Source organism: Vreelandella sp. F11, from assembly GCF_042466685.1.
Lineage (GTDB): Bacteria > Pseudomonadota > Gammaproteobacteria > Pseudomonadales > Halomonadaceae > Vreelandella.
On sequence record NZ_CP170448.1, the window covers coordinates 1,439,117 to 1,464,768 of the forward strand.

The 25,652-nt window shown below is 55.6% G+C and carries 18 protein-coding genes; 9 read left to right on the plus strand and 9 right to left on the minus strand.

The window, feature by feature from the left end; all coding sequences use genetic code 11:
* Nucleotides 1–28: 28 nt before the first annotated feature.
* From purB to ACFIOZ_RS06525, 5 genes are all read right to left on the minus strand, one after another.
* Nucleotides 29–1,414 (minus strand): adenylosuccinate lyase, encoded by a 1,386-nt coding sequence (gene purB / locus ACFIOZ_RS06505; protein ID WP_386082876.1) that lies wholly within the window; start codon nucleotides 1,412–1,414, stop codon nucleotides 29–31.
* A 65-nt stretch (nucleotides 1,415–1,479) separates the two neighbouring features.
* Nucleotides 1,480–2,121: a high frequency lysogenization protein HflD gene (gene hflD / locus ACFIOZ_RS06510; RefSeq protein WP_386082877.1), complete on the minus strand. Its 642-nt coding sequence runs from the start codon at nucleotides 2,119–2,121 to the stop codon at nucleotides 1,480–1,482.
* On the minus strand, nucleotides 2,118–3,293 hold the full coding sequence (gene mnmA, locus ACFIOZ_RS06515; RefSeq protein ID WP_386082878.1) for a tRNA 2-thiouridine(34) synthase MnmA: 1,176 nt from the start codon (nucleotides 3,291–3,293) through the stop codon (nucleotides 2,118–2,120). The genes hflD and mnmA overlap by 4 nt, the downstream gene beginning before the upstream one ends.
* A gap of 73 nt (nucleotides 3,294–3,366) precedes the next feature.
* Nucleotides 3,367–3,807, minus strand: a complete 441-nt coding sequence (locus tag ACFIOZ_RS06520) for an NUDIX hydrolase (protein WP_386082880.1) — start codon at nucleotides 3,805–3,807, stop codon at nucleotides 3,367–3,369.
* A complete protein-coding gene (locus tag ACFIOZ_RS06525) occupies nucleotides 3,804–4,442 on the minus strand; it encodes a pseudouridine synthase (RefSeq protein ID WP_386082881.1) in 639 nt (212 codons plus the stop codon). The genes ACFIOZ_RS06520 and ACFIOZ_RS06525 overlap by 4 nt, the downstream gene beginning before the upstream one ends.
* A 266-nt stretch (nucleotides 4,443–4,708) precedes the next feature.
* Here ACFIOZ_RS06525 and ACFIOZ_RS06530 point away from each other — a divergent pair, with 266 nt between their 5' ends.
* From ACFIOZ_RS06530 to clpA, 3 genes are all read left to right on the plus strand, one after another.
* Nucleotides 4,709–6,946 carry an NADP-dependent isocitrate dehydrogenase gene (locus ACFIOZ_RS06530; protein WP_386082882.1) on the plus strand — a complete coding sequence of 746 codons (2,238 nt, stop codon included), beginning with the start codon at nucleotides 4,709–4,711 and terminating at the stop codon, nucleotides 6,944–6,946.
* Between the two features lie 292 nt (nucleotides 6,947–7,238).
* Nucleotides 7,239–7,547, plus strand: a complete 309-nt coding sequence (clpS, locus tag ACFIOZ_RS06535; RefSeq protein ID WP_035538640.1) for an ATP-dependent Clp protease adapter ClpS — start codon at nucleotides 7,239–7,241, stop codon at nucleotides 7,545–7,547.
* A gap of 139 nt (nucleotides 7,548–7,686) precedes the next feature.
* Complete coding sequence (gene clpA / locus ACFIOZ_RS06540) at nucleotides 7,687–9,963, plus strand: ATP-dependent Clp protease ATP-binding subunit ClpA (protein ID WP_386082883.1); 2,277 nt, start codon at nucleotides 7,687–7,689, stop codon at nucleotides 9,961–9,963.
* Nucleotides 9,964–10,157: 194 nt separating this feature from the next.
* Here clpA and infA read toward each other — a convergent pair whose 3' ends face one another.
* The 3 genes from infA to aat form a co-directional block, all read right to left on the minus strand.
* Nucleotides 10,158–10,376, minus strand: a complete 219-nt coding sequence (infA, locus tag ACFIOZ_RS06545; RefSeq protein WP_007111068.1) for a translation initiation factor IF-1 — start codon at nucleotides 10,374–10,376, stop codon at nucleotides 10,158–10,160.
* A 131-nt stretch (nucleotides 10,377–10,507) separates the two neighbouring features.
* Nucleotides 10,508–11,242 carry an arginyltransferase gene (locus ACFIOZ_RS06550; protein ID WP_144810180.1) on the minus strand — a complete coding sequence of 245 codons (735 nt, stop codon included), beginning with the start codon at nucleotides 11,240–11,242 and terminating at the stop codon, nucleotides 10,508–10,510.
* Nucleotides 11,243–11,315: 73 nt separating this feature from the next.
* Nucleotides 11,316–12,062: a leucyl/phenylalanyl-tRNA--protein transferase gene (gene aat, locus ACFIOZ_RS06555; RefSeq protein ID WP_386082884.1), complete on the minus strand. Its 747-nt coding sequence runs from the start codon at nucleotides 12,060–12,062 to the stop codon at nucleotides 11,316–11,318.
* A gap of 131 nt (nucleotides 12,063–12,193) precedes the next feature.
* Here aat and ACFIOZ_RS06560 point away from each other — a divergent pair, with 131 nt between their 5' ends.
* Together ACFIOZ_RS06560 and lolA are read left to right on the plus strand one after the other, a co-directional pair.
* Nucleotides 12,194–15,454 (plus strand): DNA translocase FtsK, encoded by a 3,261-nt coding sequence (locus ACFIOZ_RS06560; RefSeq protein ID WP_386082885.1) that lies wholly within the window; start codon nucleotides 12,194–12,196, stop codon nucleotides 15,452–15,454.
* Between the two features lie 178 nt (nucleotides 15,455–15,632).
* A complete protein-coding gene (gene lolA / locus ACFIOZ_RS06565) occupies nucleotides 15,633–16,298 on the plus strand; it encodes an outer membrane lipoprotein chaperone LolA (protein ID WP_386082886.1) in 666 nt (221 codons plus the stop codon).
* 89 nt (nucleotides 16,299–16,387) lie between these two features.
* Here lolA and ACFIOZ_RS06570 read toward each other — a convergent pair whose 3' ends face one another.
* The gene (locus ACFIOZ_RS06570; protein WP_386082887.1) at nucleotides 16,388–17,722 is read right to left on the minus strand and encodes a replication-associated recombination protein A; all 1,335 of its coding nucleotides are present in this window, start codon (nucleotides 17,720–17,722) and stop codon (nucleotides 16,388–16,390) included.
* A gap of 226 nt (nucleotides 17,723–17,948) precedes the next feature.
* Between ACFIOZ_RS06570 and ACFIOZ_RS06575 the strand changes: the two genes are divergently transcribed.
* The 4 genes from ACFIOZ_RS06575 (at nucleotide 17,949) to ACFIOZ_RS06590 (ending at nucleotide 25,589) form a co-directional block, all read left to right on the plus strand.
* Nucleotides 17,949–18,494: a hemerythrin domain-containing protein gene (locus ACFIOZ_RS06575; protein WP_159176435.1), complete on the plus strand. Its 546-nt coding sequence runs from the start codon at nucleotides 17,949–17,951 to the stop codon at nucleotides 18,492–18,494.
* 103 nt (nucleotides 18,495–18,597) lie between these two features.
* A complete protein-coding gene (locus tag ACFIOZ_RS06580) occupies nucleotides 18,598–19,434 on the plus strand; it encodes a glutamate racemase (protein WP_386082888.1) in 837 nt (278 codons plus the stop codon).
* Between the two features lie 46 nt (nucleotides 19,435–19,480).
* Entirely contained in the window at nucleotides 19,481–20,584 is a 1,104-nt protein-coding gene (gene trmA / locus ACFIOZ_RS06585) for a tRNA (uridine(54)-C5)-methyltransferase TrmA (protein ID WP_386082889.1), read from the plus strand.
* Between the two features lie 181 nt (nucleotides 20,585–20,765).
* Nucleotides 20,766–25,589, plus strand: a complete 4,824-nt coding sequence (locus ACFIOZ_RS06590; RefSeq protein WP_386082890.1) for an NAD-glutamate dehydrogenase — start codon at nucleotides 20,766–20,768, stop codon at nucleotides 25,587–25,589.
* Nucleotides 25,590–25,652 lie beyond the last annotated feature (63 nt).

A 25,652-nucleotide genomic window follows, 5' to 3' on the forward strand; every position in this document is an offset into this window, starting at 1 on the left:
AAGTTGGCGTCATTAAGTAAAGGTGGCGTTATAAAGCGTTTAGCTGTTGTGTCAGCGCTTCGGCTTGAGCCTGGGCATTACCAATATAGTTGGCCGGTGAGAGCGCTTTCAACTCGGTTTTGACCTCACTGGGCAGTTCAAGAGAATCAATAAACGCCGCAAAGCCCGCCTGGTCAATACGTTTTCCGCGGGTCAACTGCTTGAGTTTTTCATAGGGCTTCTCAATACCGTAGCGACGCATCACCGTCTGGATAGGCTCGGCAAGCACTTCCCAGCTGTTATCCAGGTCAGCGTCTAAGCGCTCGGGGTTGGCTTCAAGCTTGCTAATACCTTTCAGACTAGCGTGGTAAGCAATCAAACCATAGGCCAAGCCGACACCCAGGTTGCGCAGCACGGTGGAATCGGTGAGGTCACGCTGCCAGCGTGAGATGGGTAGTTTCTGGGCGAGGTGGCTAAGCACTGCATTGGCCAAGCCCAGATTGCCTTCGGAGTTCTCGAAGTCAATTGGGTTCACTTTATGCGGCATAGTGGAAGAGCCAATTTCGCCCTCAACCGTGCGCTGCTTAAAGTAGCCCAGTGAGATATAGCCCCATACGTCGCGATCGAAGTCGATCAGAACCGTATTGAAACGACAAATGGCATCAAACAGTTCGGCGATGTAGTCGTGGGGCTCTATCTGGGTGGTATAAGGATTGAATTTTAGCCCTAAACCTTCCACAAAGGTGCGCGCATTGGCTTCCCAGTCGATCTCCGGATAGGTGGTCAGGTGGGCGTTGTAGTTGCCGACAGCACCATTGATTTTACCCAATACTTCCACTGTTTCGATCTGCTTAAGCTGGCGCTTGAGGCGGTACGCCACGTTGGCCATCTCTTTGCCCAGGGTGGTCGGGGTAGCGGTTTGACCGTGAGTACGCGACAGCATCGGCTGGGCGGCGTGGGCAATGGCCAGCTTGGCGATTTCGTCAGCCACTTCGTGCATAGTCGGCAGCATGGCGTTTAGGCCATCGCTGAGCATTACGCCGTAAGAGAGGTTGTTGATATCTTCACTGGTGCAGGCAAAGTGAATGAACTCGGTCACGGCATGCAGCTCGGCCTGACCTGCGATCTTCTCTTTGAGGAAATACTCAACCGCTTTGACGTCGTGATTGGTGGTGCGCTCGATCTCTTTGATGCGTTCGGCGTCTTCAAGCGAAAACTCACGAATCAACTGTTCAAGAAACGCGGTCGCTTCAGCTGAGAGTCTTGGCACTTCGATAATTTGCGGGTGCTCAGCCAGACGCTGTAGCCAGCGAACTTCCACAATTACGCGGGCGCGGATCAGGCCAAATTCACTGAAGTGTTCGCGCAGGGCGGCGGCTTTAGAGGCGTAGCGGCCATCAACGGGGGAGAGGGCGGTCAAAGCGGAGAGTTGCATGGCATTGTTTCCAGGAGGTTCGAAAGAAAATTAGATGAGAGCAGTGTGGCCGATTCGCTAGTCGTCTAGCTGAGACTGTCCAGCGCCCGGCGTAGCGCTTTACGCTGGAAGATCAGCTTCCAACGCCGCCCGCCTTGCTGGTGCCAGAGTAACCCAAAGCGAATGCCGGCCATTAAACAGGCGCGCACCCGCTCGGGCATCATACGGCTCTGCAGCAGTGATGGGTCGCCCTGCACCACGATACGGGTTTTAAAGGTGGATATCGTCTCTTGGTACGCTTCCCCCAGGCTGGCAACCACGTTTTCATGGGTAGTGCCAAAGTGCTCGGCCTGACCCTGAATCCGGGTTAATTTTTGCCCCAGTATATCCATCATGTCGTTATCGGTGCGCAGTTTGTTCATCAGCATGAGTAGTGAAAAGCCGTAACGTAGCACCACTGGATTCGCTTGTTTGCGCCCCACCAGGGCTTCCAAGGTATCCAGGCCTCGGCGCAAGTTGTTGGGGTGCCCACCATAGATAGCTTCGAAACTGTCTGGATTAGTATCCACGGTGGCTTCAATTAGCGTTTCCCAGGCGCGTGGGTCAACTTGGCCGGTGCGGGCAAGTTCGTCAACCAGGCTGGCGGCCTGAAACACGCCCGCCAACGCAAGTGCTTGACGGGCGGCCGGAGAGTCGGGGGCGCGATGAATCGGCGTGGTGGGATTCATGCAGCGGCCTCCGCGGCTCTCTTCCAGGTAGCGCGAATAACGCCACCGCCCAAGCAAATATCGCCATCGTAAAGTACCAGCGACTGGCCAGGTGTAACCGCCCACTGCGGATCGTCGAACGTCACTTCGACGCCACCGTCGGGTAGCACGCGCACTTCGCAGCCGCAGTCGCTTTGCCGATAGCGGGTCTTAGAGGTAAAGCGCCCTTGCTGAACCGGCGGCTCACCGGCGACCCAGTCCATCGCTTCGGTGGCTAATGTATCGGAGTAGAGTAGCTGATCATGCTTACCCTGCACTGCGATCAGTACATTGCGATCAAGATCTTTTGCTGCCACGTACCAGGGCTCTTCTGAGTAGTTGGCCAATCCGCCTATGCCTAAGCCCTGGCGCTGGCCAAGGGTGTAGTACATCAGCCCCATATGTTGGCCAATGGCATCGCCATCCGGCGTTTCAATGGTGCCGGCCTGGGCGGGCAGGTACTGCTGAAGGAAGTCGCGGAAGCGACGTTCGCCTATAAAGCAGATGCCCGTGGAGTCCTTTTTCTTGGCGGTAATCAAATCGTGCTGTTCAGCCAAGGCGCGCACGGCAGGTTTTTCCAGTTCACCCACGGGGAACAGAGTGCGTGCAATCGCGGCTTCCGGCACCGCATGCAGGAAGTAGCTTTGATCTTTATTGCCGTCCAGGCCTTTAAGCAAGCGTGGGTGGCCTTCACGCACGCCCTGACGCACATAGTGGCCGGTGGCGATTTTATCGGCACCCAGCATTTCGGCGTACTCAAGGAACACCTTAAACTTGATCTCCCGGTTGCATAGAATATCCGGGTTGGGCGTACGGCCCGCTTTGTATTCGGCTAAAAAGTGCTCAAAGACATTATCCCAATACTCTGCCGCAAAATTTGCGGTGTGTAGCTTAATGCCGAGCTTTTCGCAGACTGCTTCTGCGTCGGCGAGATCCTCTTTGGCGGTGCAGTACTCGGTGCCGTCGTCTTCGTCCCAGTTTTTCATGAACAGGCCTTCGACCTCATAGCCTTGCTGCATGAGGAGAAGGGCAGAAACAGACGAGTCGACGCCGCCGGACATACCGACAATCACTTTGCCGTTAGCAGAGGTTTCGGTAGTGGTTGAGTCAGTGCTGGATGACTCGGTATTGGATGACCCGGTATTGGATGACATAGGCATCCTCAGTAGAAGTAGTGTGCAATTGGGCGGGGATTATACACGATGGTAGGGAATGCCTTCGAGTGCTTCACTCGCGAATCACCGCCAGCGGATAGCAAGGCCCGTTGAGTGTGTCCTCAATACGTTTGAGTACCAGGGGGCTGCGCAAGCGTGAGCGTTGGTCTAACGCGCGTATTTGCTCAAGTGTGAGCCAGTGGGTGGCGAAAATATCAGCGTCAAGGGCGAGGTCGAGCTGCTGAAGCGGCTCAGCAATAAAACCGTGGCTATGAAATGTCTGGCCATCTTCGGTATGAAAAACGTAGAGACCCAGGTAGCCGGTAAGCGATACCTGCCAGGCTGTCTCTTCCAATACCTCGCGAAGAATGGCCGACATGGGGCCTTCGCCGGGTTCGACATGGCCAGCGGGCTGGTTAAACACGCTCTGCGGGCCGCCACGCTGCTCTTCTACCATTAAAAAGCGCTCACCCTGCTGAATGACGCAGGCAGCCGTGCTGCGAATGAGGCTCATCTGGATTTCCTGTGTGCTGGAGTGGGCCGAGCGCGCTGCTCTTTTTTTCGCGCGCCTGCTCCCCGACCAGGGGGCGCAGTGGCGGGGCGGGGGGCGTGCAACGTTTCTTTGCGCCACTCGCCGGGGGCTAATCCATCCAGTCGCCAGGGGCCAATGGCTGTACGAATCAAGCGCAGCGTTGGAAAACCGACATGGGCCGTCATGCGGCGCACTTGGCGGTTACGGCCTTCACTGATGGTGAGCTCCAGCCAGCTAGTTGAGGGATGGCGCTTAGGGTCAATGGCCGGTTGGCGTGGCGCGGTAGAGGGAGGCTCTATCCTGCGCACCTTGGCTGGCTGTGTTGGGCCATCTTTAAGCGTTACTCCCTGGCGAAGGGCTTGCAGCGCTGCCTCGCTAATATCGCCTTCCACCTGAGCCCAGTAGGTTTTGGGCTGCTTATGCCGCGGGTGAGTGATGCGGTGAATCAATTCACCATCATCGCTGAGTAGCAGCAGGCCTTCAGAGTCGTAATCAAGCCGCCCTGCGGCGTACACGCCAGGCACAGTAATGACATCGGCTAATGTGGCACGCGCCTGTTTATCGGTAAACTGAGAGAGCATGCGATAGGGTTTATGCAATAAATATAAAGTGCTCATAATCTCTCTAGGGGCTGTCCTTGATTTGTCGACAATCTCTCATGTGATTAAAATGCAGCGCTGGTATACTTTTCAAAAATCGTTTCAGCAATCAGCCCAACAACCGTCTCAACCACCACCGATCGAAAATTGAGAAAGCTAGATAAGGCTAGATAAAGCCAAATAAAACGGCCCCGCCTGCTTCGCGGCATGGTCTCTCGTTGAATGAGTCGCGTTGCTCAGGGTCTTTATAATCACAGCGATAGAAAAAAGAGGTTAACGCAAAAATGTCTAAAACGCCGAAGATCATTTACACGCTCACCGACGAGGCGCCTGCGCTCGCCACATATTCTTTGCTACCGATTATTGACGCCTTCACCGATGCTGCTGGTATCGAAGTGGAAACCCGGGATATCTCCCTGGCGGCTCGTGTTCTCGCTCTATTTCCTGATTACTTGACTGAAGATCAGCGCATTGAGGATCACTTGGCTGAGTTGGGTGCCCTGGCCAAGGTTCCGGAAGCCAACATCATCAAACTGCCTAATATCAGTGCTTCCATGCCGCAGCTTCGGGCAGTGATCAAAGAGCTGCAAGAGCAGGGCTACCCACTGCCTGAATATCCTAGCGAGCCAAGTAACGACGAAGAGAAAGAGATCAAAGCGCGCTACGATAAAGTCAAAGGTAGCGCGGTTAACCCAGTGTTGCGCGAAGGTAACTCTGACCGTCGTGCGCCGAAGGCCGTCAAAGAGTACGCACGCAAGTATCCTCACTCGATGGGTGAGTGGAGTCAGGCCTCGCGTAGCCACGTTTCCCACATGCATAAGGGCGATTTCTACGACGGTGAAAAGTCGATAACGCTGGATCGTGCGCGCAATGTGAAGATGGAGCTGATCACCAAGAGTGGCCAGACCCAGGTGCTCAAATCGAATATCCCGCTACTCGACGGCGAGATAATCGATAGCATGTTCATGAGCAAAAAAGCATTGCTCGAATTCTACGAGCAGGAAATAGAAGACGCGCGTAAATCTGGCGTGATGTTCTCGTTGCACGTAAAAGCGACGATGATGAAGGTTTCACACCCGATTGTGTTTGGCCACTGTATCAAGATTTTTTATAAAGACGCCTTTGAGAAACACGGTGAGTTGTTTAAAGAGCTGGGGGTCGACGTCAATAATGGCATCGCCAATCTCTACGAAAAGATAGAGACGCTGTCAGAATCACAGCGTGATGAAATCATTAGCGATTTGCACGCCTGCCATGAAAAGCGTCCAGAGTTGGCGATGGTAGATTCGGCTCGCGGTATCACCAACTTCCACTCGCCCAGCGATGTGATTGTGGATGCTTCGATGCCGGCGATGATTCGTGCCGGGGGCAAGATGTACGGCGGTGACGGTCGTCTTAAGGACGTTAAGGCCGTTATGCCCGAGTCCACATTCGCGCGTATTTATCAGGAAATGATCAATTTCTGTAAATGGCACGGTGCCTTTGATCCAGCGACGATGGGCACTGTACCCAACGTTGGTTTGATGGCGCAAAAAGCCGAAGAGTACGGCTCCCACGACAAGACCTTTGAAATTCCAGAAGATGGTGTTGCCAATATCACCGACCTGGACACGGGGGAGGTGCTGTTGACGCAGAACGTGGAGCAGGGCGATATTTGGCGGATGTGCCAGGTCAAGGACGCGCCAATTCGCGACTGGGTCAAGTTGGCAGTAGAGCGCTGCCGTGATTCTGGTATGCCGACGGTGTTCTGGCTCGACCCATACCGCCCGCATGAGAACGAGCTGATCAAAAAGGTCAAAACGTACCTCAAGGATCACGATACTGACGGGCTTGAGATCCATATCATGTCTCAGGTTCGGGCAATGCGTTACACCCTGGAACGCGTGATTCGTGGCCTCGATACCATCTCAGTGACAGGTAACATCCTTCGTGATTACCTGACGGATCTGTTCCCGATTCTTGAACTGGGCACCAGTGCCAAGATGCTTTCCATCGTTCCCCTGATGGATGGCGGTGGCCTGTTTGAGACCGGTGCTGGTGGTTCCGCACCCAAGCACGTTCAGCAGTTACTGGAAGAGAACCACCTGCGCTGGGACAGCCTTGGCGAGTTCCTGGCACTGGTAGCCTCTTTGGAGCACCTCGCTAAACGCTTTGGCAATGAGCGTGCTAAGCTGCTGGCAAAAGCCCTCGATGAAGCGAATGGCAAGTTCCTCGAAAGCAACAAGTCACCTTCACGTAAAGTGGGTGAGTTGGACAACCGAGGCAGTCATTTCTACCTGGCGCTTTACTGGGCAGAAGCATTGGCCGCGCAAGATCAAGATGCTGAACTGAAAAAGCGCTTTGCCCGCCTTGTAGACACGCTGAAAGCCAATGAGGCGACTATTATTGATGAGCTTAATAGCGTTCAAGGGCAGCCTGTTGATCTGAAAGGCTATTATCACCCGAACGGCGAATTGGCTAGCCAAGTCATGCGTCCAAGCAAAACGCTCAATGAAGCGCTTGCGATGGTGGCAAACGACTAACGCTGCCAGGAAAGGCGTTTCACAAGCACGCTGCGCGGCCCCTGGGCGAAGCGCATGAAAACGCTGTGATATCCCTCGCTCACCCTGGTGGGCGAGGGTTTTTTGTCTTATTGAATATGTTAATTTTGTACTTTCCATGAACCCTTGCTGATCGTCAGCGTCTGAAGGTAGACAACATCCTTTAGATATCCATCGGTCAGTGTTGAGACAACCAACCGTGTTGCTTATGCCCAACCAAAATAGTCCATGCTTGGCCCTGCGAACCGAAATTGCGGGAATGACGCGGCCAAATATGCCTGATGAAGATGGCGATATAGCGGTACAGTCAGCAGAGCCGGCGCTGGCGCAACCTCCGCTTTATAAGGTAGTGCTTCACAATGACGACTACACGCCTATGGAATTTGTCATTGAAGTGCTGCAAGATTTTTTTAATATGGATAGCGAGACGGCCGTTCAGGTCATGCTCGCCGTACATACCCAAGGAAAGGGCACTTGTGGCGTGTTTACGCGCGATATAGCTGAAACGAAAAGCTATCAGGTCAATGAATATGCCCGTGAGTGTGAGCACCCGTTGATAAGTGATATTGAGGCCGCCAATTAGAAACGTTGAGAAATAATTGGCGGTGAGGCTTGCAACCGTGCCATTTGTACCCGATGTTGAGAGTGCCGGTCGATTAAACTGATCCGACGCAAGCCCTAGGTGGCGATACGCCCTAGGTAGTAGCGAAAAGGGGACTGCCATGCTGAGCAAAGAACTTGAAATGACCCTGAACACGGCCTTCACCGTGGCGCGTTCAAAGCGCCATGAGTTTATGACCGTTGAGCACCTGCTGCTAGCGTTGCTAGATAATGCCTCAGCGGTAGACGTACTGAAGGCCTGCGGGGCGAACCTCGACAAGCTGCGGTCCGATCTGCAGGATTTTATTAACTCGACTACGCCACTGATTCCAGAAGGCCAGGGTGATCGCGAGACCCAGCCTACGCTCGGTTTTCAGCGTGTTTTACAGCGGGCGGTTTTCCACGTTCAGTCCTCTGGAAAAAGCGAAGTGTCTGGCGCCAATGTGCTGGTGGCGATCTTCTCCGAGCAAGAGAGCCAGGCAGTTTACTTCCTTAAGCAACAGAGCGTTGCACGGGTTGATGCAGTCAATTACATCGCCCACGGCATCTCCAAAGTGGCTGGTCACGGGCCGTCACCCGCCCCCTCTTCATCAGAGAGTGAAGACGCGGAAGAGGGTGGCAGCGAGGGTGCTGCGCATCCATTGACTGGCTATGCTACCAACCTGAACGAACAGGCGCGGCTGGGCAAGATTGATCCGCTCATCGGTCGTGACCACGAGCTCGAGCGCGTGGTGCAAATTCTGGCTCGGCGGCGCAAAAATAACCCGCTGTTAGTCGGCGAAGCGGGCGTGGGTAAAACGGCGGTGGCCGAAGGCCTGGCCAAGCGTATCGTTGAAGAAGACGTGCCCGACGTGATTGCCGATGCGGTAGTCTACTCGTTGGACATGGGGGCATTACTGGCTGGCACCAAGTATCGTGGTGATTTTGAAAAGCGCCTCAAGAGTCTGCTAAGCGAGCTACGCAAACAGCCTAATGCGGTGCTATTCATCGATGAGATTCACACGGTGATTGGCGCAGGCGCCGCGTCTGGCGGCGTGATGGATGCGTCCAATCTGCTCAAGCCTCTGCTCTCTTCGGGCGAGCTGCGCTGCATTGGCTCAACCACCTTCCAAGAGTTCCGCGGCATCTTTGAGAAAGATCGCGCCCTGGCGCGGCGCTTCCAGAAAGTAGATGTGATGGCGCCGTCGGTTGACGACACTATCAAGATTCTCAAAGGGTTGCGTTCACGCTTTGAAGAGCACCACGAACTGAAGTATACCGATGGCGCGCTTGAGAGCGCGGCACGTTTGGCGGATCGTTACATCAACGACCGCTTTCTGCCCGACAAAGCGATTGATGTCATTGACGAGGCGGGGGCTCACCAGCGACTGCTACCGCCGGAAGTGCGCGCCAAGACCATCGATGTCGAGCAAGTGGAAGCCGTTGTGGCATCGATTGCGCGTATTCCGCCGAAGAGTGTATCGAGCTCTGATCGTAAACTGCTCGAGAAACTTGATCGTGACCTGAAAATGCTGGTGTTCGGGCAGGATGAAGCGATTGATAGCCTCTCAGCGGCTATCAAACTCTCCCGGGCCGGGCTTAAATCCCCCGATAAGCCCGTGGGTAGCTTCCTGTTTGCAGGCCCTACCGGTGTGGGTAAGACGGAAGTGGCCAAACAGCTTGCGCATATTATGGGCATCGAGCTGGTGCGCTTTGATATGTCCGAATATATGGAGCGCCACACCGTATCGCGCCTGATTGGTGCGCCTCCGGGCTACGTTGGTTACGACCAGGGTGGGCTGCTGACCGAAGCGGTGACCAAACAACCACACTGTGTGCTGCTGCTGGATGAGATCGAGAAAGCGCATCCGGAAGTCTTTAACCTACTACTGCAGGTCATGGATCATGGTCGCTTAACAGATAACAATGGCCGCGAAGCGGACTTCCGCCACGTTATCGTCATCATGACCTCTAACGCTGGTGCTGAGCAGGCGTCGCGTCGTTCCATTGGCTTCCAGCATCAAGACCACTCCACCGATGCCATGGAAGTGATCCGCCGCACGTTCTCGCCGGAATTCCGCAACCGTCTGGATGGCATCATTCAGTTCCATGCGCTACCAGTTTCGGTAGTGCGCAATGTCGTCGACAAGTTCTTGATCGAACTGCAGGCACAGCTGGATGAGAAGCGTGTTCAGCTGGATGTGGACGATATGGCGCGGGATTGGCTAGCTGATAAAGGCTATGATCCTGATATGGGCGCACGACCAATGGCGCGCCTCATTCAAGAGAAGCTGAAGAAGCCGTTAGCCGAGATGATTCTGTTTGGCGAATTGGCTGACCAGGGCGGTATTGTCCATGTCAGCCTGGAAGAGGGTGAGTTGCACCTTTCCACAGAGACTGAAATGGCAGATGCGCCCTGAAAAGGGCGCTAAGCCACGCTAAAAGCCATAATCTTGCTATATGCATAAAAACGCAGCGCCCTGTCATTGACGGGGCGTTGTCGTTTTTAGTGAACAGCCATTGACGCTGAACGGCGCTGTCTACGAAAAACAGGCTTTGAAAGCAAGCTATGAAAACCGCTGAGATCAGCCGAACGCGTTAACAGTGTAACGACTTAGCGCGAACGGTATACGATGCGGCCTTTAGACAGGTCGTACGGTGTCAGCTCTACTTTTACCTTGTCGCCGGTCAGAATGCGGATATAGTTTTTGCGCATTTTGCCAGAGATGTGAGCGGTAACGACGTGACCGTTTTCCAGCTCAACCCGAAACATGGTGTTCGGAAGGGTATCGACGATAACGCCTTCCATTTCAATATGATCTTCGCGTGCCATATAGGCATGTCCTCACTTATGAGTTAGTGATGTAATAACCGGTCAAAATTTGAGTGCCGCTAGGTGGGCGCTCAAGAAACAGCGCTATATTGTGCCGTAAGCCCGCCGTCAAGGCAAAAAAGCTGGCATTTTTAGCGAATTAACGGCCGCCAGTGGCGCCCATCAAGGATTTCCAACGGCGCAAAAGCCTGCTTGTAACGCATCTTACGGCACTCTTCGATCCAATACCCTAAATAAAGGTGCGGCAGCGCTTTTTCTCGGCTGAGTTCAATAAGCTGTAGAATAGCAAAAGTGCCTAGTGAACGTTTGTCCAGTGCCTCGCTAACGGCAAAAAAGGTATAGATTGCCGAGAGACCATGCTCCAACTGGTCAAAGGCAGCGACACCGACCAGTTCGTCGTCGAGATACATCTCCATCAGATGGGCATAAGGCTCATCTAGGGTGAGAAAGGTGCGGTACTGCTCGCGACTGGGTGGGTACATATCGCCGTCGGCATGGCGCTGGCGTATATAGTTAGCGTAAAGCGAGTAGTGACTGGATGCAAAGTGAGCAGGCACAACACGCACGCTGATGTCGGCATTGCGGCGCCAGATTTTACGCTGAGTGCGGTTAGCCGCAAACTGTTCAACCGGAATGCGCACCGAGCGGCAGGCGTTGCAGCCCTCACAGTGAGGGCGGTAAAGGTGTCGTCCACTGCGACGAAACCCTAACAGCGCCAGCGAGTCATAGACACCCGGGACGGGCGACTCCTGAGGGTCGAGAAACAGCGTTGTCGCTTCCCTGCCGGGTAAATAGCTACAGGCATGCGGCACGGTAAGGAAGAAACGTAGATCCCGTACCGGCCGACGCGGAGTGTTACTACTCACGGCCTGCCTCCTATGTAAAAAATGGTTGGAACAGAATAAGTTCATCACTACGGTTCATTACTACAGTTCATTACTACGCATTACCCTCGGTGGCAATCGCCTTAAGCCAGAGTGATGCAGGAACAGTGAGTGTTTCAGTGGGTGACGCTGTCAACGTAAATGCCTTATCGGGTAACCAGTTTTTAAGATAGTTGATGAATGCCTCGCGGGCGACTGTAATAGCGCCCAGGCTCGCTAGATGGGGCGTATGCATTTGGCAGTCGATGAGTTTGCCACCATTCTCACGCATTGCGCTGGCGAGGTGGGCCAGCGCCACCTTTGAAGCATCCGGGGCGCGGGAGAACATTGACTCACCAAAAAATACCGGTCCCATGGCGACGCCGTATAGCCCGCCCACCAATTGCCCGTGTTGATGGACTTCAATGCTATGGGCAATGCCCAGGTCGTGCAGCAGACTGTAGGCATCGCGCATTTCGTCGGTGATCCAGGTGCCATTATCTTCACCACGCGGAGCGGCGCAGGCCTGTATCACCTGGTCGAAGTGTTGATCCAGGGTGATATGAAAGCCACCATGGCGTAAACGTTTGGTGAGGCTACGGCGCTGCTTAAATTGCTCAGGTAGGAGTATCATGCGCGGATCTGGGCTCCACCATAAAATGGGGTCGTCGTCGCTGAACCAGGGGAATATGCCCTGCCGGTAGGCTTCGACCAGCCAAACGGGGGAGAGCTCTCCACCCGCGGCCAGTAGGCCATTGGGTGAGTCCAGTGCCGCCTGAGTAGGTGGAAAGTTAGGATGTGGCGAGGAAAGCCAAGGTAGCATTACTTGCTCCTGTTACGACGTTCTTGTACTGAGCGCTTTACAATAGCCTCTGTGACGGCGGAAGGATGCTCGGTATCATGCAAACTCGCAAGTGGATTAAAGACGCCATTGAGGTGTAAAGGGAGAGTCGCTTGAAAGTGAATAAAGCAGTCAACAAGCGAACGCAGCGTAGCGCGCGTCAAACACCATCATCGGCTTCATCTGCGCGCGTTAACGCCGCAAAGGATAAGGCTCGTCGTTTTGGCCTGCGCTTACAAGGCTCCGTGCGCGAAGGCGTAGTGGTGATTCTGCTGGCGCTGTGTGTTTTCTTATTATTAGCGCTGTTTAGTTACCAACCTTCTGATCCCGGTTGGTCGTATCAGGGCCCTGAGACAGAGGTGGGTAACTGGATGGGGCAAGTGGGCGCCTGGCTGGCCGACGTCCTCTATTCTCTACTGGGCGCCAGTGCTTTGTGGTGGCCGGGTATGTTCGGCTTTGCCGCCTGGTGGTTGATTCGCTCACGCCAGGTGCGTTTTGAGCTCGACCCGGTGGCCATAGCGGTACATGCGGGCGGCTTGGTGCTGCTTATTTTCGGTACCACCATGCTGGGAGCGCTGCACTTCTACCACCCGGACAGTATTCTCCCCTATGCCTCCGGCGGTATTTTGGGCGAAGGCCTGGTGGGTGCATTAAGGCCTCTGGTGAGTAGTGGTGGCGTTGGCTTGATTGCCGCGGCGCTCATTTTAAGCGGCTTTCCGCTGTTTAGTGGTATGTCATGGCTGCAAGTGGCCGATGAGCTCGGCAAGCGTCTATGCCGCCTGGGCAGTTGGGTGTCGGCGCGTCGGCAAACACGCCGTATGCGCGCCGCTCAGCGTGCGGCTGCTAAAGCCGCCAAGAAGTCTACGTCCAAGCCCCACGTCCCTGAATCTGACGCTTCGGAGCCAGTAGCGCCTGAGGCTGCACCTGCTGAGACGCAGCCTGCGGCAGAGCCGGTAGGTAAAAGCCCCAGTGGTCGCGAACGCCGTGAGCCAGCCTTCTCTGTGCCACTTTCCAGCAGCGAGGCGAACAGCGCTTCAGAGAGCAGTGCGTCAGACACGACGCCTTCAAATAGCCGCGAGACAACGGATACCTCGATTCCCTGGGAAGCCGCGGCGTTTTCGAGCAATAAGCACGTGCCTGCTAAAACCCCCGCGCCTATCTCATCGACACCTACTGCGGAGTCGACGGTTACAGCCCCTGCCGTTGCCCCACCATTGACGCCAGCGGCAAAAACCGCAGAAGAGAATGACGCTGCGGCACCGCCCGCGCCGCGGGAAAATGCTTTTGTCCAGACTGAGATAACGTCGAAAGCGCCCGAGGCTCAAACTCCTGCGTCGGATGATGAGCCTCAGGAAGCCGAAACTTCCTTCCCGCTGCGCGCGACGCGGGAGGAGACGTCCCCGGCACCTGCTACGAGTAACTTCTTTGTCCGCGACGAGCCGCCCGCCGAGAAAGAGCCTGTTCACGCCGCGCCCGCTGAACGTCGCAGTGAGCCATCACTCACCGCTGACCCTAGCAGCCAAGCTGAACCACGTGTCGGTGAGCCGCAGATCGGTGAAGCTGATGCCGCCTGGACCCCAGAGCGCGTCACTGCGCCTGAGCCTTTGCGTAAACCTGAACGTGTCGCCGAGGTGGTTCCTGAGCCCGTTTGGGACGATGAAGAGATGGATGATGAACTGTATGCGCAGGAGCGTGATAGCGAAGCGCGCTCAGTGGCGCCACCTTCGCCCATGCCACCCCCAGCAGCGCGCCAGGAACCCAGTTTCACGCCCGAAGAGAGCGCCCCAGAAGCCGATGAAGGCCCCGCGTTATGGACCGTGGAGCATTTGCAGAGCCAGCGGCCAGCCTTTGAAACGCTTGATGAGCCCGAAGGCGAGGTGCCAAGCCTGCAGCTGCTGACACCCGCAGAGCCGCATCAGCCCAATTATAGTGACGAGCAGTTAGCCGATATGGCTGAGTTGCTTGAAGTGCGGCTGCGCGAATACGGCGTAAAAGCGGAAGTCGTCGATACCTGGCCTGGGCCAGTCATCACCCGATTTGAGATCAAGCCTGCTGCGGGCGTCAAAGTCTCTAAAATCAGTAACCTCGCCAAAGACCTGGCGCGCTCACTGATGGTGAAAAGCGTGCGGGTGGTCGAGGTGATTCCCGGGCGTCCTACGGTGGGGATTGAAATTCCCAACCCCAATCGCGCCATGATCCGCCTGCGCGAAGTGATCGATTCTGACCGCTATCAGCAGGAGACCTCACCGCTGACTATGGCGCTAGGCCAGGATATTGGCGGCAGCCCCGTGGTCGCCAACCTGGGCAAGATGCCGCACTTGTTAGTAGCCGGTACTACCGGGTCGGGTAAATCGGTAGGCGTTAACGCCATGCTGATCTCGATGCTGCTCAAGGCCAAGCCTAGCGAGCTGAAGCTAATCATGGTCGACCCGAAAATGTTGGAGCTGTCAGTGTATGACGGCATTCCCCACCTGCTGGCGCCTGTGGTCACTGACATGAAAGAGGCAGCCAACAGCCTACGCTGGTGCGTGGCCGAGATGGAGCGCCGCTACAAGCTAATGGCGGCCATGGGAGTGCGTAACATCGCGGGGTTCAATGGGCGGCTGGATGAAGCCGAGCGCGCCGGGGCTCAAGTGGCAGACCCGCTCTGGGAGCCGCAGCCCTGGGAAGTGCACCAGCCCCACCCCGTGCTGGAGAAACTGCCTTATATTGTCGTGGTGATCGACGAGTTTGCCGATATGTTTATGATCGTCGGTAAAAAGGTCGAAGAGCTGATTGCCCGCTTGGCGCAAAAGGCCCGCGCCGCGGGTATCCATTTGATTCTGGCGACTCAGCGCCCCTCTGTGGATGTGGTGACGGGCTTGATCAAAGCCAACATTCCATCAAGGATGGCGTTCCAGGTCTCATCCAGAATTGATTCGCGTACTATTCTCGATCAGGGCGGCGCTGAAAGCCTGTTGGGGCACGGTGACATGCTCTATCTGCCCGCAGGTTCCGGGCCGCCTAACCGCATCCACGGTGCCTTTGTGGACGATGACGAAGTACACCGTGTGGTCGATGACTGGAAGCGCCGTGGTACGCCTGAGTATATTGAGGAGATTCTCTCTGGTGGCGTCTCTGCCGATGCCTTAACCGGCCTGGAGGCTGAAGGCGTGGATGGCGACGATGCGGAGCAGGACGCACTCTACGATGAAGCCGTTCAATTCGTCACTGAAACGCGCAAAGCCTCGATTTCCGCCGTCCAGCGGCGCTTTAAAATTGGCTATAACCGGGCTGCTCGTCTGGTTGAGGCCATGGAGGGCGCCGGCGTGGTGACCTCAATGGGCTCTAACGGTGCCCGTGAAGTGCTTGCGCCCCCCCCGGTGGGGCACTAACCGCGCACAATTATGCAATAAGCGTGGAAGTAGCGCCGCAGGTGAAACCCTGCGGCGTTTTTCGCGTCTTAACGACACATGGACGGTTAAGCCGACCTCACTAGCTGATTTTAAGCAATAGTTTTGAGCAACAGTTTTAAACAACAGTTATTTGGCAACGGTTGCCTAGGGAGAGCATATGCGCGATACGCAAACAAAACGTCCGTCATCAATAGGTGCGCCACAGCTGGCCTTTGCGGCCAGCGCCTTGGGGTTAACCTTTGGTGCTCCCGCTTGGGCAGAGGATGCTGCCGAACGTTTGACCGAGCGGCTGGATCCACTTGAGCGTTATCAAGCAAATTTTGAGCAGCAAATTCTGGATGGCAGCGGCGAACGAATGCAGAGCGCGCGTGGCGAGATGTGGTTGTCGCGCCCGGGTATGCTGCGTTGGGAGGTGGAGGCACCTTACAGTCAAACCGTGGTCTCCGACGGTGAAGATGTGTATATGTACGATCCCGATCTTGAGCAGGTCACCGTTCAGGAAATGGATGATCGGGTCACCCATACACCCGCATTATTGCTGTCGGGAAGCGCAAACGATTTAACCGAGAGCTATGAGGTGTTCTACGAGCAGGAGGGGGGGGATGATGTCTTTACCCTGGTGCCCATCTCTGCGGATACGCTGTTTGAAGAGCTGAGCATGGTCTTTGAAGGCGAAACGTTAACCGAACTGTGGATGATGGACAGTACCGGCCAGCGCACCGCGATTACCTTTAGCAATATTACCCTCAATGGCGATATCGCCCGGGACATGTTTGATTTTGAGATCCCTGAAGGTACCGATGTCATTCGCGAAGAGCTTTAGGGGTTCATTGTAAGGGGTTAATCGTGAGGAGTGAGGGGGTGGAGTGCCCCTAGTTTAGTAGACTGCCACTGTGTTAACCATCAGGCGCCTTAGGGCGCCTGATCTGCTTCCTGGTCGAGATTTTCCCGCCACGCCATTATTTCCCCAAAGCGCTTCTCCTGACCGATGGCGCTCGGCTTGAAAAAGTCGGCTTTAGGTAGCTCTTCAGGCCAGCAGTCGTGGGCGCTGCCCGCCGGGTATCCGTCTGGCTCATTATGGGCATAGCGGTAGCCCTCACCGTGGCCTAACTGTTCCATCAACTTGGTCGGCGCATTGCGCAGGTAGGTGGGTACTTCTACCTGGGGTTGCTGGCGCACATACTGCTTGGCTTCACTCCAGGCCCGGTCTATTCGGTTGCTTTTGGGCGCCACTGCCAAATGGATCGCCGCATGGGCAATCGCCCGTTGGCCTTCGTAATCACCCAAGCGCAGATAGGCATCCCACGCCGCAATCACCAGCGGTAGGGCACGGGGATCGGCATTGCCGACATCCTCTGAGGCAATGGCGGTCAGTCTGCGTACCACGTCAAGCGGGTCACCGCCGCCCTGTATAAAGCGCGCCATATACAGCAAAGCCGCATTGGGGCGTGAAGAGCGTATCGATTTATGAATCGCCGAAAGCAGGTCGTAATAGGCATCGCCCTGTTTATCGAAGGCGCTGGCCTGATGGCCGATCACATCGGCAAGTACTTCTTTATGCAGCACTTCGCGATCCGCTTCCTGAGTAGCGAAATCGCAGGCGGTTTCCAGTAGCCCCAGCGCCCGTCGTGCATCGCCAGCGCTGGCGTGGGCCAGTGCGGTTAATACGTCATCATCCACCTGAATATCACGCTTGCCCAGCCCTCGTTCAACGTCGCTGAGCGCCTGACGCATCACCGTGATCAGCTCCTCCTGAGTGAGTGATTTCAGTACGTAAACCCGCGCGCGGGAGAGCAGCGCCGAATTGACTTCAAAGGAGGGATTTTCGGTGGTAGCACCAATCAGCGTTAACAGCCCCGACTCCACATGGGGCAGCAAAGCGTCCTGTTGACTCTTGTTCAGGCGGTGAATCTCATCTAAAAAGAGAATAACCGTGGAGGACATCTGTTGGGCGCGCTCCACCACGGCGCGAATCTCTTTTACGCCCGCCATTACCGCGCTGAGGTGTTCTAGATGCGCTTGGGAAGCTCTGGCTAACAGCTCAGCCAGCGTGGTTTTGCCGACCCCTGGTGGCCCCCATAGAATCATTGAGCGCACTACGCCCGATTCCGCCATGCGGCGGAGAGGTTTATCTGGCCCCACCAGTGCCTGCTGGCCCACGTAATCCTCCAGCTGGCGTGGACGCATACGAAAGGCTAAGGGGGCATCGTCAGCGGGTATCGCCTGAGCGCTATCGAAAAGATCCATGTAAGCTTCCGTTATAAATCAGTACGTTGAGCAACAAATTGCCAACAAGTATGGGTGGTAAATCGCCTCTTGGCGAACTACCTTTGGCGTAACCTATCAGAAAGATACACTTGCTAGGATAACGCTAGAGGGGCATTGTTTATGATAACCCCACGCGCTTATGATCGCATGCCGTCAATTATTAAGGCTTCGACGGTAGGCATGACATAATAAAGGAGACAGTTCGATGTTAAACCAACTGCGTCTAGATCATGCCAACATGGCGAGACTACTCCATGTACTGCAGCTCAAGCAGAAAACCCTTGTCCAGGGCGAGCGTCCTAACTTTCAGCTGATGCGTGAGGTTGTCGACTATATTTTGTCCTACATGGATGGTTTCGCAGCGCCGCTGGAGCGTGTTTGTGTGGAACGTTTGCAAACCCAGGCGCCGGAGCACTTAGCGCTTACCGAGCAGATGGCGAATGACTATCGTGAGTTAAAGCCACGCCTTCAGCGTCTTTCCAATGATATCGATATGATCCTAATGGATAACATCCTACCGATGGATCGTTTTGCCGATGACTTGAAAGACTATTTGGAAGCGCACCGTGCCTACCTGCGTCACGAACGGGAGGGGCTCTTCCCGCTGATTGATGAGCACTTCAGCCCTGACGACATGGAAGAGCTTCGTCAGGCGCTTCCTGAAGGTGCAGAGCAGGAGTTAGAGCGTCTGCAGCAAGCCTACCCTGAACTCTACGCTGAGCTGCGTGGGGCCGACGTGCCCGCGGTATAGCGCTAACGGCTAACCGCCACCCATAACGGCAATCGATAAAATTACGGAGCATGCTAAACTAGCGGCTCCGTTTTTTTCAGGCAGAGCCATGAAAGGCAGAGTCATGAAAGGCCCCATGCTAATTTTTGATTCCGGTGTCGGCGGCCTGTCGGTGGCGCAGTCGCTGCGCCAACACTACCCTGATGCTGCGCTCTGCTATGCCTGTGATAATGCTTGGTTACCCTATGGGCTGCGCGAAGACGCTGCCCTGACCGAGCGTATTGTAGCGGTGTGTCGCGCCGCGGTGGCAGCCTGTAATCCCTGTGTGTTGGTCGTCGCCTGCAATACCGCAAGTACCCTGGCGTTGGAAAATTTGCGCGAGCAGTTGGCGATTCCTGTCGTCGGCACCGTGCCTGCTATCAAGCCTGCCGCAGCGATTAGCCGGACACGCCATATTGGGTTGCTAGCCACCAAAGCCACGGTAGGGCGGCCCTACACCCAGCGCTTGATTGATAGCTTTGCCAGCGACTGTGTGATTACCCGTGTCGCCGCCGATGCTTTGGTCGTGGAAGCTGAAGCGTACCTGGCAGGCATCACGCCCAATACCGAACGAATGCAGGCTGCCCTGGCGCCTTTGTGGCACGCTATTACCCCTCTCTCGCCTGTCCATTCTTTATCTTCTCATCATCAGCCGCTGGACACCCCTGAGCTGGATACCGTGGTACTGGGCTGTACCCATTTTCCACTGTTAAAGCCCTGGCTCTCTCAGCTTGCCCCGAAGAGTGTGCACTGGATCGATTCCGGCGATGCGATTGCCCGTCGGGTGGCGCAAGTCGTCGATGAATTATATAGCGACCAGCAGGATGGACGCTGCTTTACCACTGCCCCTGCTGCCAATCTGACCGCTGGTTTGGCCCGCTACGGGTTTCAGGCGTCCCAATTGCTTAATGTGGGCGACTGAACACTATTGACTACTATTGCAGACCGAATTATTCAAAGGAGCAGCCTTGGCTATCCCCGTTGTCGAACCTGAACGTTACGCTGAGCAGTTAGCCGCCAAACGCGACTACCTGGAAAGTACCTTTGCCGCTTTTCAGCCACCGGCGTTAGAGGTGTTTGAATCGCCGCCGGGCTACTACCGCCAGCGCTGTGAGTTTCGCATATGGCATGAAGAGGATGACCTCTTCTACGCTATGTTCGAGGTAGACCCTGAGAACCCGAAGAACAAGCGGGTGATTCGGTTAGATCAGTACGCAGTCGCCAGTGAACGCATCAATCAGCTAATGCCGCAGCTGCGAGAGGCCTGCCTGCGCTCTGACGAGCTGCGTCGGCGGCTGTTCCAGGTGGAGTTTTTAACCACGCTATCGGGGGAGGCGCTGGTAACGCTGATTTACCACCGTCCGTTAGGCGAGGAGTGGGAGCGCGAAGCCCGTGCTCTGGAAGTTGAGCTAGGCATTATGATTATTGGCCGCTCCCGCAAGCAGCGCATCGTGCTGAGCCGTGATCACGTATGGGAACGTCTTGAAGTAGATGGCCGCGCGCTGCACTACCAGCAGGTAGAAAACAGCTTTACCCAGCCCAATGCCCACATCTGCCAAAAAATGCTCAGTTGGGCGCGGGAAGTGACCGCTGGTCATCAACAGGCGGATCTGGTCGAACTCTACTGCGGTAACGGCAATTTCACCATTGCCCTGGCGGATAACTTCCGCCGCGTGCTGGCCACGGAAATTTCCCGCACCTCTGTGGCCAGTGCCAACGTCAACCTGGAAGCTAATGGGGTAACCAACGCCCAGATTGGGCGCATGTCAGCCGAGGAGTTTTCTCAGGCGCTGAAGGGCGAAAAAGCCGGGCGGCGCGTGGCGGAAATGGCCTTGGATGAGTACGATTTTTCTACCGTGCTGGTCGATCCGCCGCGTGCCGGTTTAGACGCGCAGAGCTGTGAGCAACTCAGCGAGTACGCTCAGATCGTCTATATTTCATGCAATCCAGCCACGTTAGCTGAAAACTTGACCATACTGACCCATACCCATCGGATAGAACGCTTTGCGCTATTTGACCAGTTTCCGTTTACCAACCACTGTGAGTGTGGAGTGCTGTTAACGCGGCGCTAAGGTGGGGTGGAAAATAGGAGTCAGCATACGACCTAATGCGTAAACGGTATGTGCCATGAACAACACGTCAGGTGATTAGGGACGCGACGATAGGTAGCGTAAGCTAGCCGTTATGTTGGCCTAAAGGCCTATTGTCCTTCGTTTTTTGGCCGTTTAATGGCCCAGGCAGTCGAGGTGATGGATGCACTACGTTGCGATTGAAGAGAGTCGGCAAGATCTTTTGAAGCAGCTCCATGAGCGGTTAAATGCGCGGTTAGACCCGGCTCGTGCTGCTACTGTGGACGCTTTTGCTCGGCACTTTTATGCCACCGTGCCGGTGGAAGACCTAGTGGATCGTCGCCTGGACGACCTGTATGGCGCAACGCTGTCGATCTGGCAGTTTTTGCAGCACCACGATCCACACAGCCCCAAGGTTCGGGTGTTTAATCCGGACTTTGAGGAGCACGGCTGGCAGTCGACCCATACCTTTGTTGCCGTTCTCCATGAAGATATGCCGTTTTTGGTTGACTCGGTGCGCATTGAGCTCAACCGACGCGGCTTGACGGTGCATGCGATTCAAAACGCCGTCGTGGCGGTCGCCCGTGATGAGCGCCACCAGCTACAGACGCTTACCTCGCCCAGAGCAGAAAACGCGCCTGAAGCGCGTGAGTCACTCATTGTCATTGAGGTAGACCGCCACACCGACGTGGCGTTGCTTGAGAAGATCGAAAGCAATCTAAATGACGTGCTCCGCGATGTGCGTACCGCCGTGGGCGATTTCGACGCCATGTGCTCGCAAATTACCGCGTCGATCCAAGAGCTTGAGAAAAACTGTCCGCCCCAGATTGACCCAGATGATCACGAAGAGGCAATTGCTTTTTTAGAGTGGATGCTCAAAGATAATTTTACTTTCCTGGGCTACGACGAGTATCTGCTGGAAGGCAGCGAGTTAAAGCGCGATGCGGACAGTGTGCTGGGTGTGTTCCGCCTGAATCAACCGCGCTACTGCGAGCGTATTCGCACCGAAGAGGGAGTGAATGAGCATAACGATTATGTGTTGGTGCCGCAGCTTCTGTCATTCGCCAAAAGCGCCCACCACTCCCGGGTACACCGCCCTACCTACCCTGATTACATCACCGTTGATCGTTACGATGATGACGGCAATGTGATTGGTGAGCGGCGCTTCTTTGGCTTGTTCACCTCCACGGTGTACAACGAATCACCGCGCAATATTCCGCTGCTGCGTCGCAAGCTTAAAGCCGTGATGGATATCGCCGGATTCAATCCCCAGGGTCACAACGGCAAGCAGCTACTCCAGGTGCTGGAAGTCTACCCCCGGGATGATCTGTTCCAGATCGATACCGAGTCATTGGCCAGCACGGCGCTGGGCATTCTCAATATACGCGAGCGCCGCCAGGTGCGGCTGTTTATCCGCGCCGATATCAGCGGCAAGTTCTACTCTTGCCTGGTATTTGTACCCCGCGACGTGTTCTCTACTGATCTGCGCCAGCGGATTCAAAACGTATTGTGCGATGAGTTAGACGCCCACTTTGGCGACTTCAATACTTATTTATCCGAGTCGGTGCTGGCGCGTATTCAGTTGATTCTGCGTTTCAATGGCGACGCCCCCAGCGACTACGACCTCAAGCGTTTGGAGAGCAAAGTGTCGCGGCTGGCGCGCAGTTGGCGCGACGAGCTGCAGAACGCCATGATCGAAGGCTTCGGTGAAGAGCGCGCCAACAACCTGATGGATCAGTTCCGCGAGGCGTTCTCGGCCAGCTACCGTGAAGACTTCTCCGCCCGCACCGCGGTATTCGATGTTCAGCACCTGCTGACACTGGATAGCGAGAACGATCTCTCGCTGTCGCTCTATCGGCCACTAGAAGAGCAGGGTGGCGGCGTTAACCTGAAGCTGTTCCATCGTGAATCGCAGATTCCGCTGTCTGACGTACTGCCGATGATGGAAAACCTCGGCCTGCGCGTTATCGGCGAACGCCCCTACGATATTAATGCGCCTGAACAGCGCTACTGGATTCACGATTTCGAGCTTGAGCACAGCGGTGCGGATGTCAGTCTGGGCGATATGCGCGACGTATTCACCGAAGCCTTTAAGCGCATCTGGACTGGCGAAGCCGACAACGACGCATTTAACCGCTTGATAATCGGTGCGGGACTGGATTGGCGTGAAGTGGCCATGCTGCGCGGCTACGCCCGCTATCTCAAGCAGATCCGCTTCGGCATGTCTCAGGACTATATTGCCGCCACGCTGGCCAACTACCCGGCCATTACCCGCGAGCTGGTTGAACTCTTCCGGCTGCGTTTTGACCCTGAGCAGCAGAGCCACGCCACCGATGAGTGCATCGCCAGCTTAAATGAGCGCTTGGAAGGGGTGGCCAGCCTTAACGACGATCAGCTGCTGCGCCGCTTTATGGAGCTGATTCTCGCCACTCTGCGTACCAACTACTACCAGCTTGCTGAGGGTGGGCGCTTTAAAGATTACATCGCCTACAAGCTTGAACCCTCCAAAGTCACCGGTATGCCCAAACCGCGGCCAATGTTTGAAATCTTTGTCTGCTCGCCGCGGGTGGAAGGTGTACACCTGCGGGGCGGCAAAGTGGCCCGCGGTGGCCTGCGCTGGTCGGATCGTTTTGAAGATTACCGCACCGAAGTGCTGGGCCTGGTCAAAGCGCAGCAGGTGAAGAATGCCGTGATTGTGCCGGTCGGAGCCAAGGGCGGCTTTGTGTGTAAACGCATGCCGGAAAATGCCAGCCGTGATGTTGTCCAGAAAGAGGGCATCGCCTGCTACCAAATCTTTATCCGCGCGCTGCTGGATGTTACCGATAATCTGGTAGGTAGCGATGTGGTGCCGCCGGAAAACGTTGTTCGTCATGATGAAGATGACGCTTATCTCGTCGTAGCCGCCGACAAAGGCACCGCTACCTTCTCGGATATCGCCAACGAAATTTCCATTGAGTATGGCCACTGGCTAGGCGATGCCTTTGCCTCCGGCGGTGCTAATGGCTACGACCATAAAAAAATGGGGATTACCGCACGGGGTGCCTGGGAGTCGGTTAAACGCCACTTCAAAAATCTCGATGTGGATACCCAGCGCGATCTGTTTAGCGTGGTGGGGATTGGCGATATGGCCGGCGATGTGTTTGGTAACGGCATGCTGCTCTCTGACAAGATTCAGCTGGTGGGCGCCTTCAATCACCTACATATCTTTGTCGACCCCAACCCAGATGCAGAGGCTTCCTTTGCCGAGCGCAAGCGGTTGTTCGCTCTGCCACGCTCAAGCTGGGAAGACTACAGCCAAGAATTGATCTCCGCCGGCGGTGGCATCTTTAGCCGTAGCGCCAAATCGATTGTCATCACGCCTGAGATGCAGCAGGTCTTTGGTATCAAGGAAGAGCGGCTGTCACCTAATGAGCTGATCCGCGCGATGCTCATATCTAAGGTGGACTTGATTTGGAACGGTGGTATCGGGACGTACGTGAAAGGCTCCGACGAAACCGATGCCGATGTGGGCGACAAAGCCAACGACACCCTGCGCATCAACGGCAACGACTTGAATTGCCGGGTGGTTGGCGAGGGCGGTAACCTCGGCTTGACTCAGCGAGGACGTATGGAAGCCGCCGCCAAAGGGGTGCGCGTCTACACCGACTTTATTGACAACGCGGGCGGTGTGAACTGCTCAGACCACGAGGTCAATATCAAGATCCTGATCGATGAAGTGGTCAAGCGCGGCGACATGACCGACAAGCAGCGTAATCAACTGCTGGCGGAAATGACCGATGAGGTGGGCGATCTGGTTATTCTGGATAACTACCGCCAAAGCCAGGCACTGGATCTGTCGGCCATCCTTTCCGACTATTCGATGGGGCCTTATCGCCGTTTTATCAGCGAACTGGAAGCCTCCGGGCAAATTGATCGTGAGCTAGAGTTCCTGCCCACCGATGAGGTGCTAAAAGAGCGCGCCAGCAACGGACAAGGCATGCGACTGCCCGAGCTGTCGGTACTGATCTCTTACGCCAAGAGTACTTTGAAAGGCGATTTGATCACTTCTGACGTGCCGGACGACCACTACATTCACCGCCATCTGGAGCGGCTGTTCCCATCAGTGCTGGTGGAGCGCTTTAAAGATGAGATGTACGAGCACCGTCTTAAGCGCGAAATCGTCGCTACTCAGGTCGCGAATGATTTGGTGGATCATATGGGTATCGTCTTTGTACGCCGCCTGATGGACTCCACCGGAGCGGGACGGGCCGATATTGCTCGAGCCTATATCGTGGCCCGTGACAGCTTTAACTTGCCCAGTCTATGGGCGCAAATTGAAGCCCTCGATAACCAGGTGCCCAACCGTATCCAGTACTCGATGATGCTCGATCTGATGCGCTTGATACGTCGTGCCACGCGCTGGTTTGTGCGCCAGCACCTGGGCCTCTCGACCCAGGATGCCATCGAGTACTTCGCTCCCCGCTTGGCGCAGCTACAGGAAGGTATTGGTGAGCTGCTGAGCGGTGAAGAGCTCAGCGCTTGGAATAGCCGCCGTGACGAGCTCTTGGAGGCGGGTGTGCCGGAGGCCTTGGCGTCCACCGTGTCAGCCACTTCAAGCCTTTACGCCGGCCTGGGTATTATTCAGGCGGCGCGCCTGACCAATGAAAAACCCCAGCGGGTGGCGGAGGTGCTATACGAAATTGGCAGCCGCCTGGAATTGCCTTGGATGATTCAGCAGGTAACGCAGTTGGAAGTACGTGACGCCTGGCAAGCACAGGCGCGGGAAACCTTCCGTGACGATATTGAGCGTCAGCAGCTTGCGCTGACCACCAGCGTATTGAAACTCGATGCCGGTAGCCGCGATACCCAAGAGCGGGTGGCGCAGTGGCTGGATCAGCACGCTGACCTGCATCGTCGCTGGTGCCGTCTTATTGAAGAGGTGCGCGGTGGCAGTGAGGGTGGCTTTGCCCTCTTCGCCGTTGCGGTGCGCGAGCTGGTAGACCTTGCCGAGAGCGATAGCGAAGCGTAGACGCTTTTCCAGCCGTTCGTGTCATCAACACCGCACCCCGTGCTTCTCGGGGTGCGGTGTTCT

Coding starts and splice junctions, on each gene's coding strand:
- ACFIOZ_RS06590 (WP_386082890.1), top strand. CDS start 20,766: ATGCACTACGTTGCGATTGAAGAGAGTCGGCAAGATCTTTTGAAGCAG.
- ACFIOZ_RS06575 (WP_159176435.1), top strand. CDS start 17,949: ATGTTAAACCAACTGCGTCTAGATCATGCCAACATGGCGAGACTACTC.
- purB (WP_386082876.1), bottom strand. CDS start 1,414: ATGCAACTCTCCGCTTTGACCGCCCTCTCCCCCGTTGATGGCCGCTAC.
- mnmA (WP_386082878.1), bottom strand. CDS start 3,293: ATGTCATCCAATACCGGGTCATCCAATACCGAGTCATCCAGCACTGAC.
- ACFIOZ_RS06530 (WP_386082882.1), top strand. CDS start 4,709: ATGTCTAAAACGCCGAAGATCATTTACACGCTCACCGACGAGGCGCCT.
- hflD (WP_386082877.1), bottom strand. CDS start 2,121: ATGAATCCCACCACGCCGATTCATCGCGCCCCCGACTCTCCGGCCGCC.
- clpA (WP_386082883.1), top strand. CDS start 7,687: ATGCTGAGCAAAGAACTTGAAATGACCCTGAACACGGCCTTCACCGTG.
- ACFIOZ_RS06570 (WP_386082887.1), bottom strand. CDS start 17,722: ATGGATCTTTTCGATAGCGCTCAGGCGATACCCGCTGACGATGCCCCC.
- ACFIOZ_RS06525 (WP_386082881.1), bottom strand. CDS start 4,442: ATGAGCACTTTATATTTATTGCATAAACCCTATCGCATGCTCTCTCAG.
- lolA (WP_386082886.1), top strand. CDS start 15,633: ATGCGCGATACGCAAACAAAACGTCCGTCATCAATAGGTGCGCCACAG.
- clpS (WP_035538640.1), top strand. CDS start 7,239: ATGCCTGATGAAGATGGCGATATAGCGGTACAGTCAGCAGAGCCGGCG.
- ACFIOZ_RS06580 (WP_386082888.1), top strand. CDS start 18,598: ATGAAAGGCCCCATGCTAATTTTTGATTCCGGTGTCGGCGGCCTGTCG.
- infA (WP_007111068.1), bottom strand. CDS start 10,376: ATGGCACGCGAAGATCATATTGAAATGGAAGGCGTTATCGTCGATACC.
- ACFIOZ_RS06520 (WP_386082880.1), bottom strand. CDS start 3,807: ATGAGCCTCATTCGCAGCACGGCTGCCTGCGTCATTCAGCAGGGTGAG.
- aat (WP_386082884.1), bottom strand. CDS start 12,062: ATGCTACCTTGGCTTTCCTCGCCACATCCTAACTTTCCACCTACTCAG.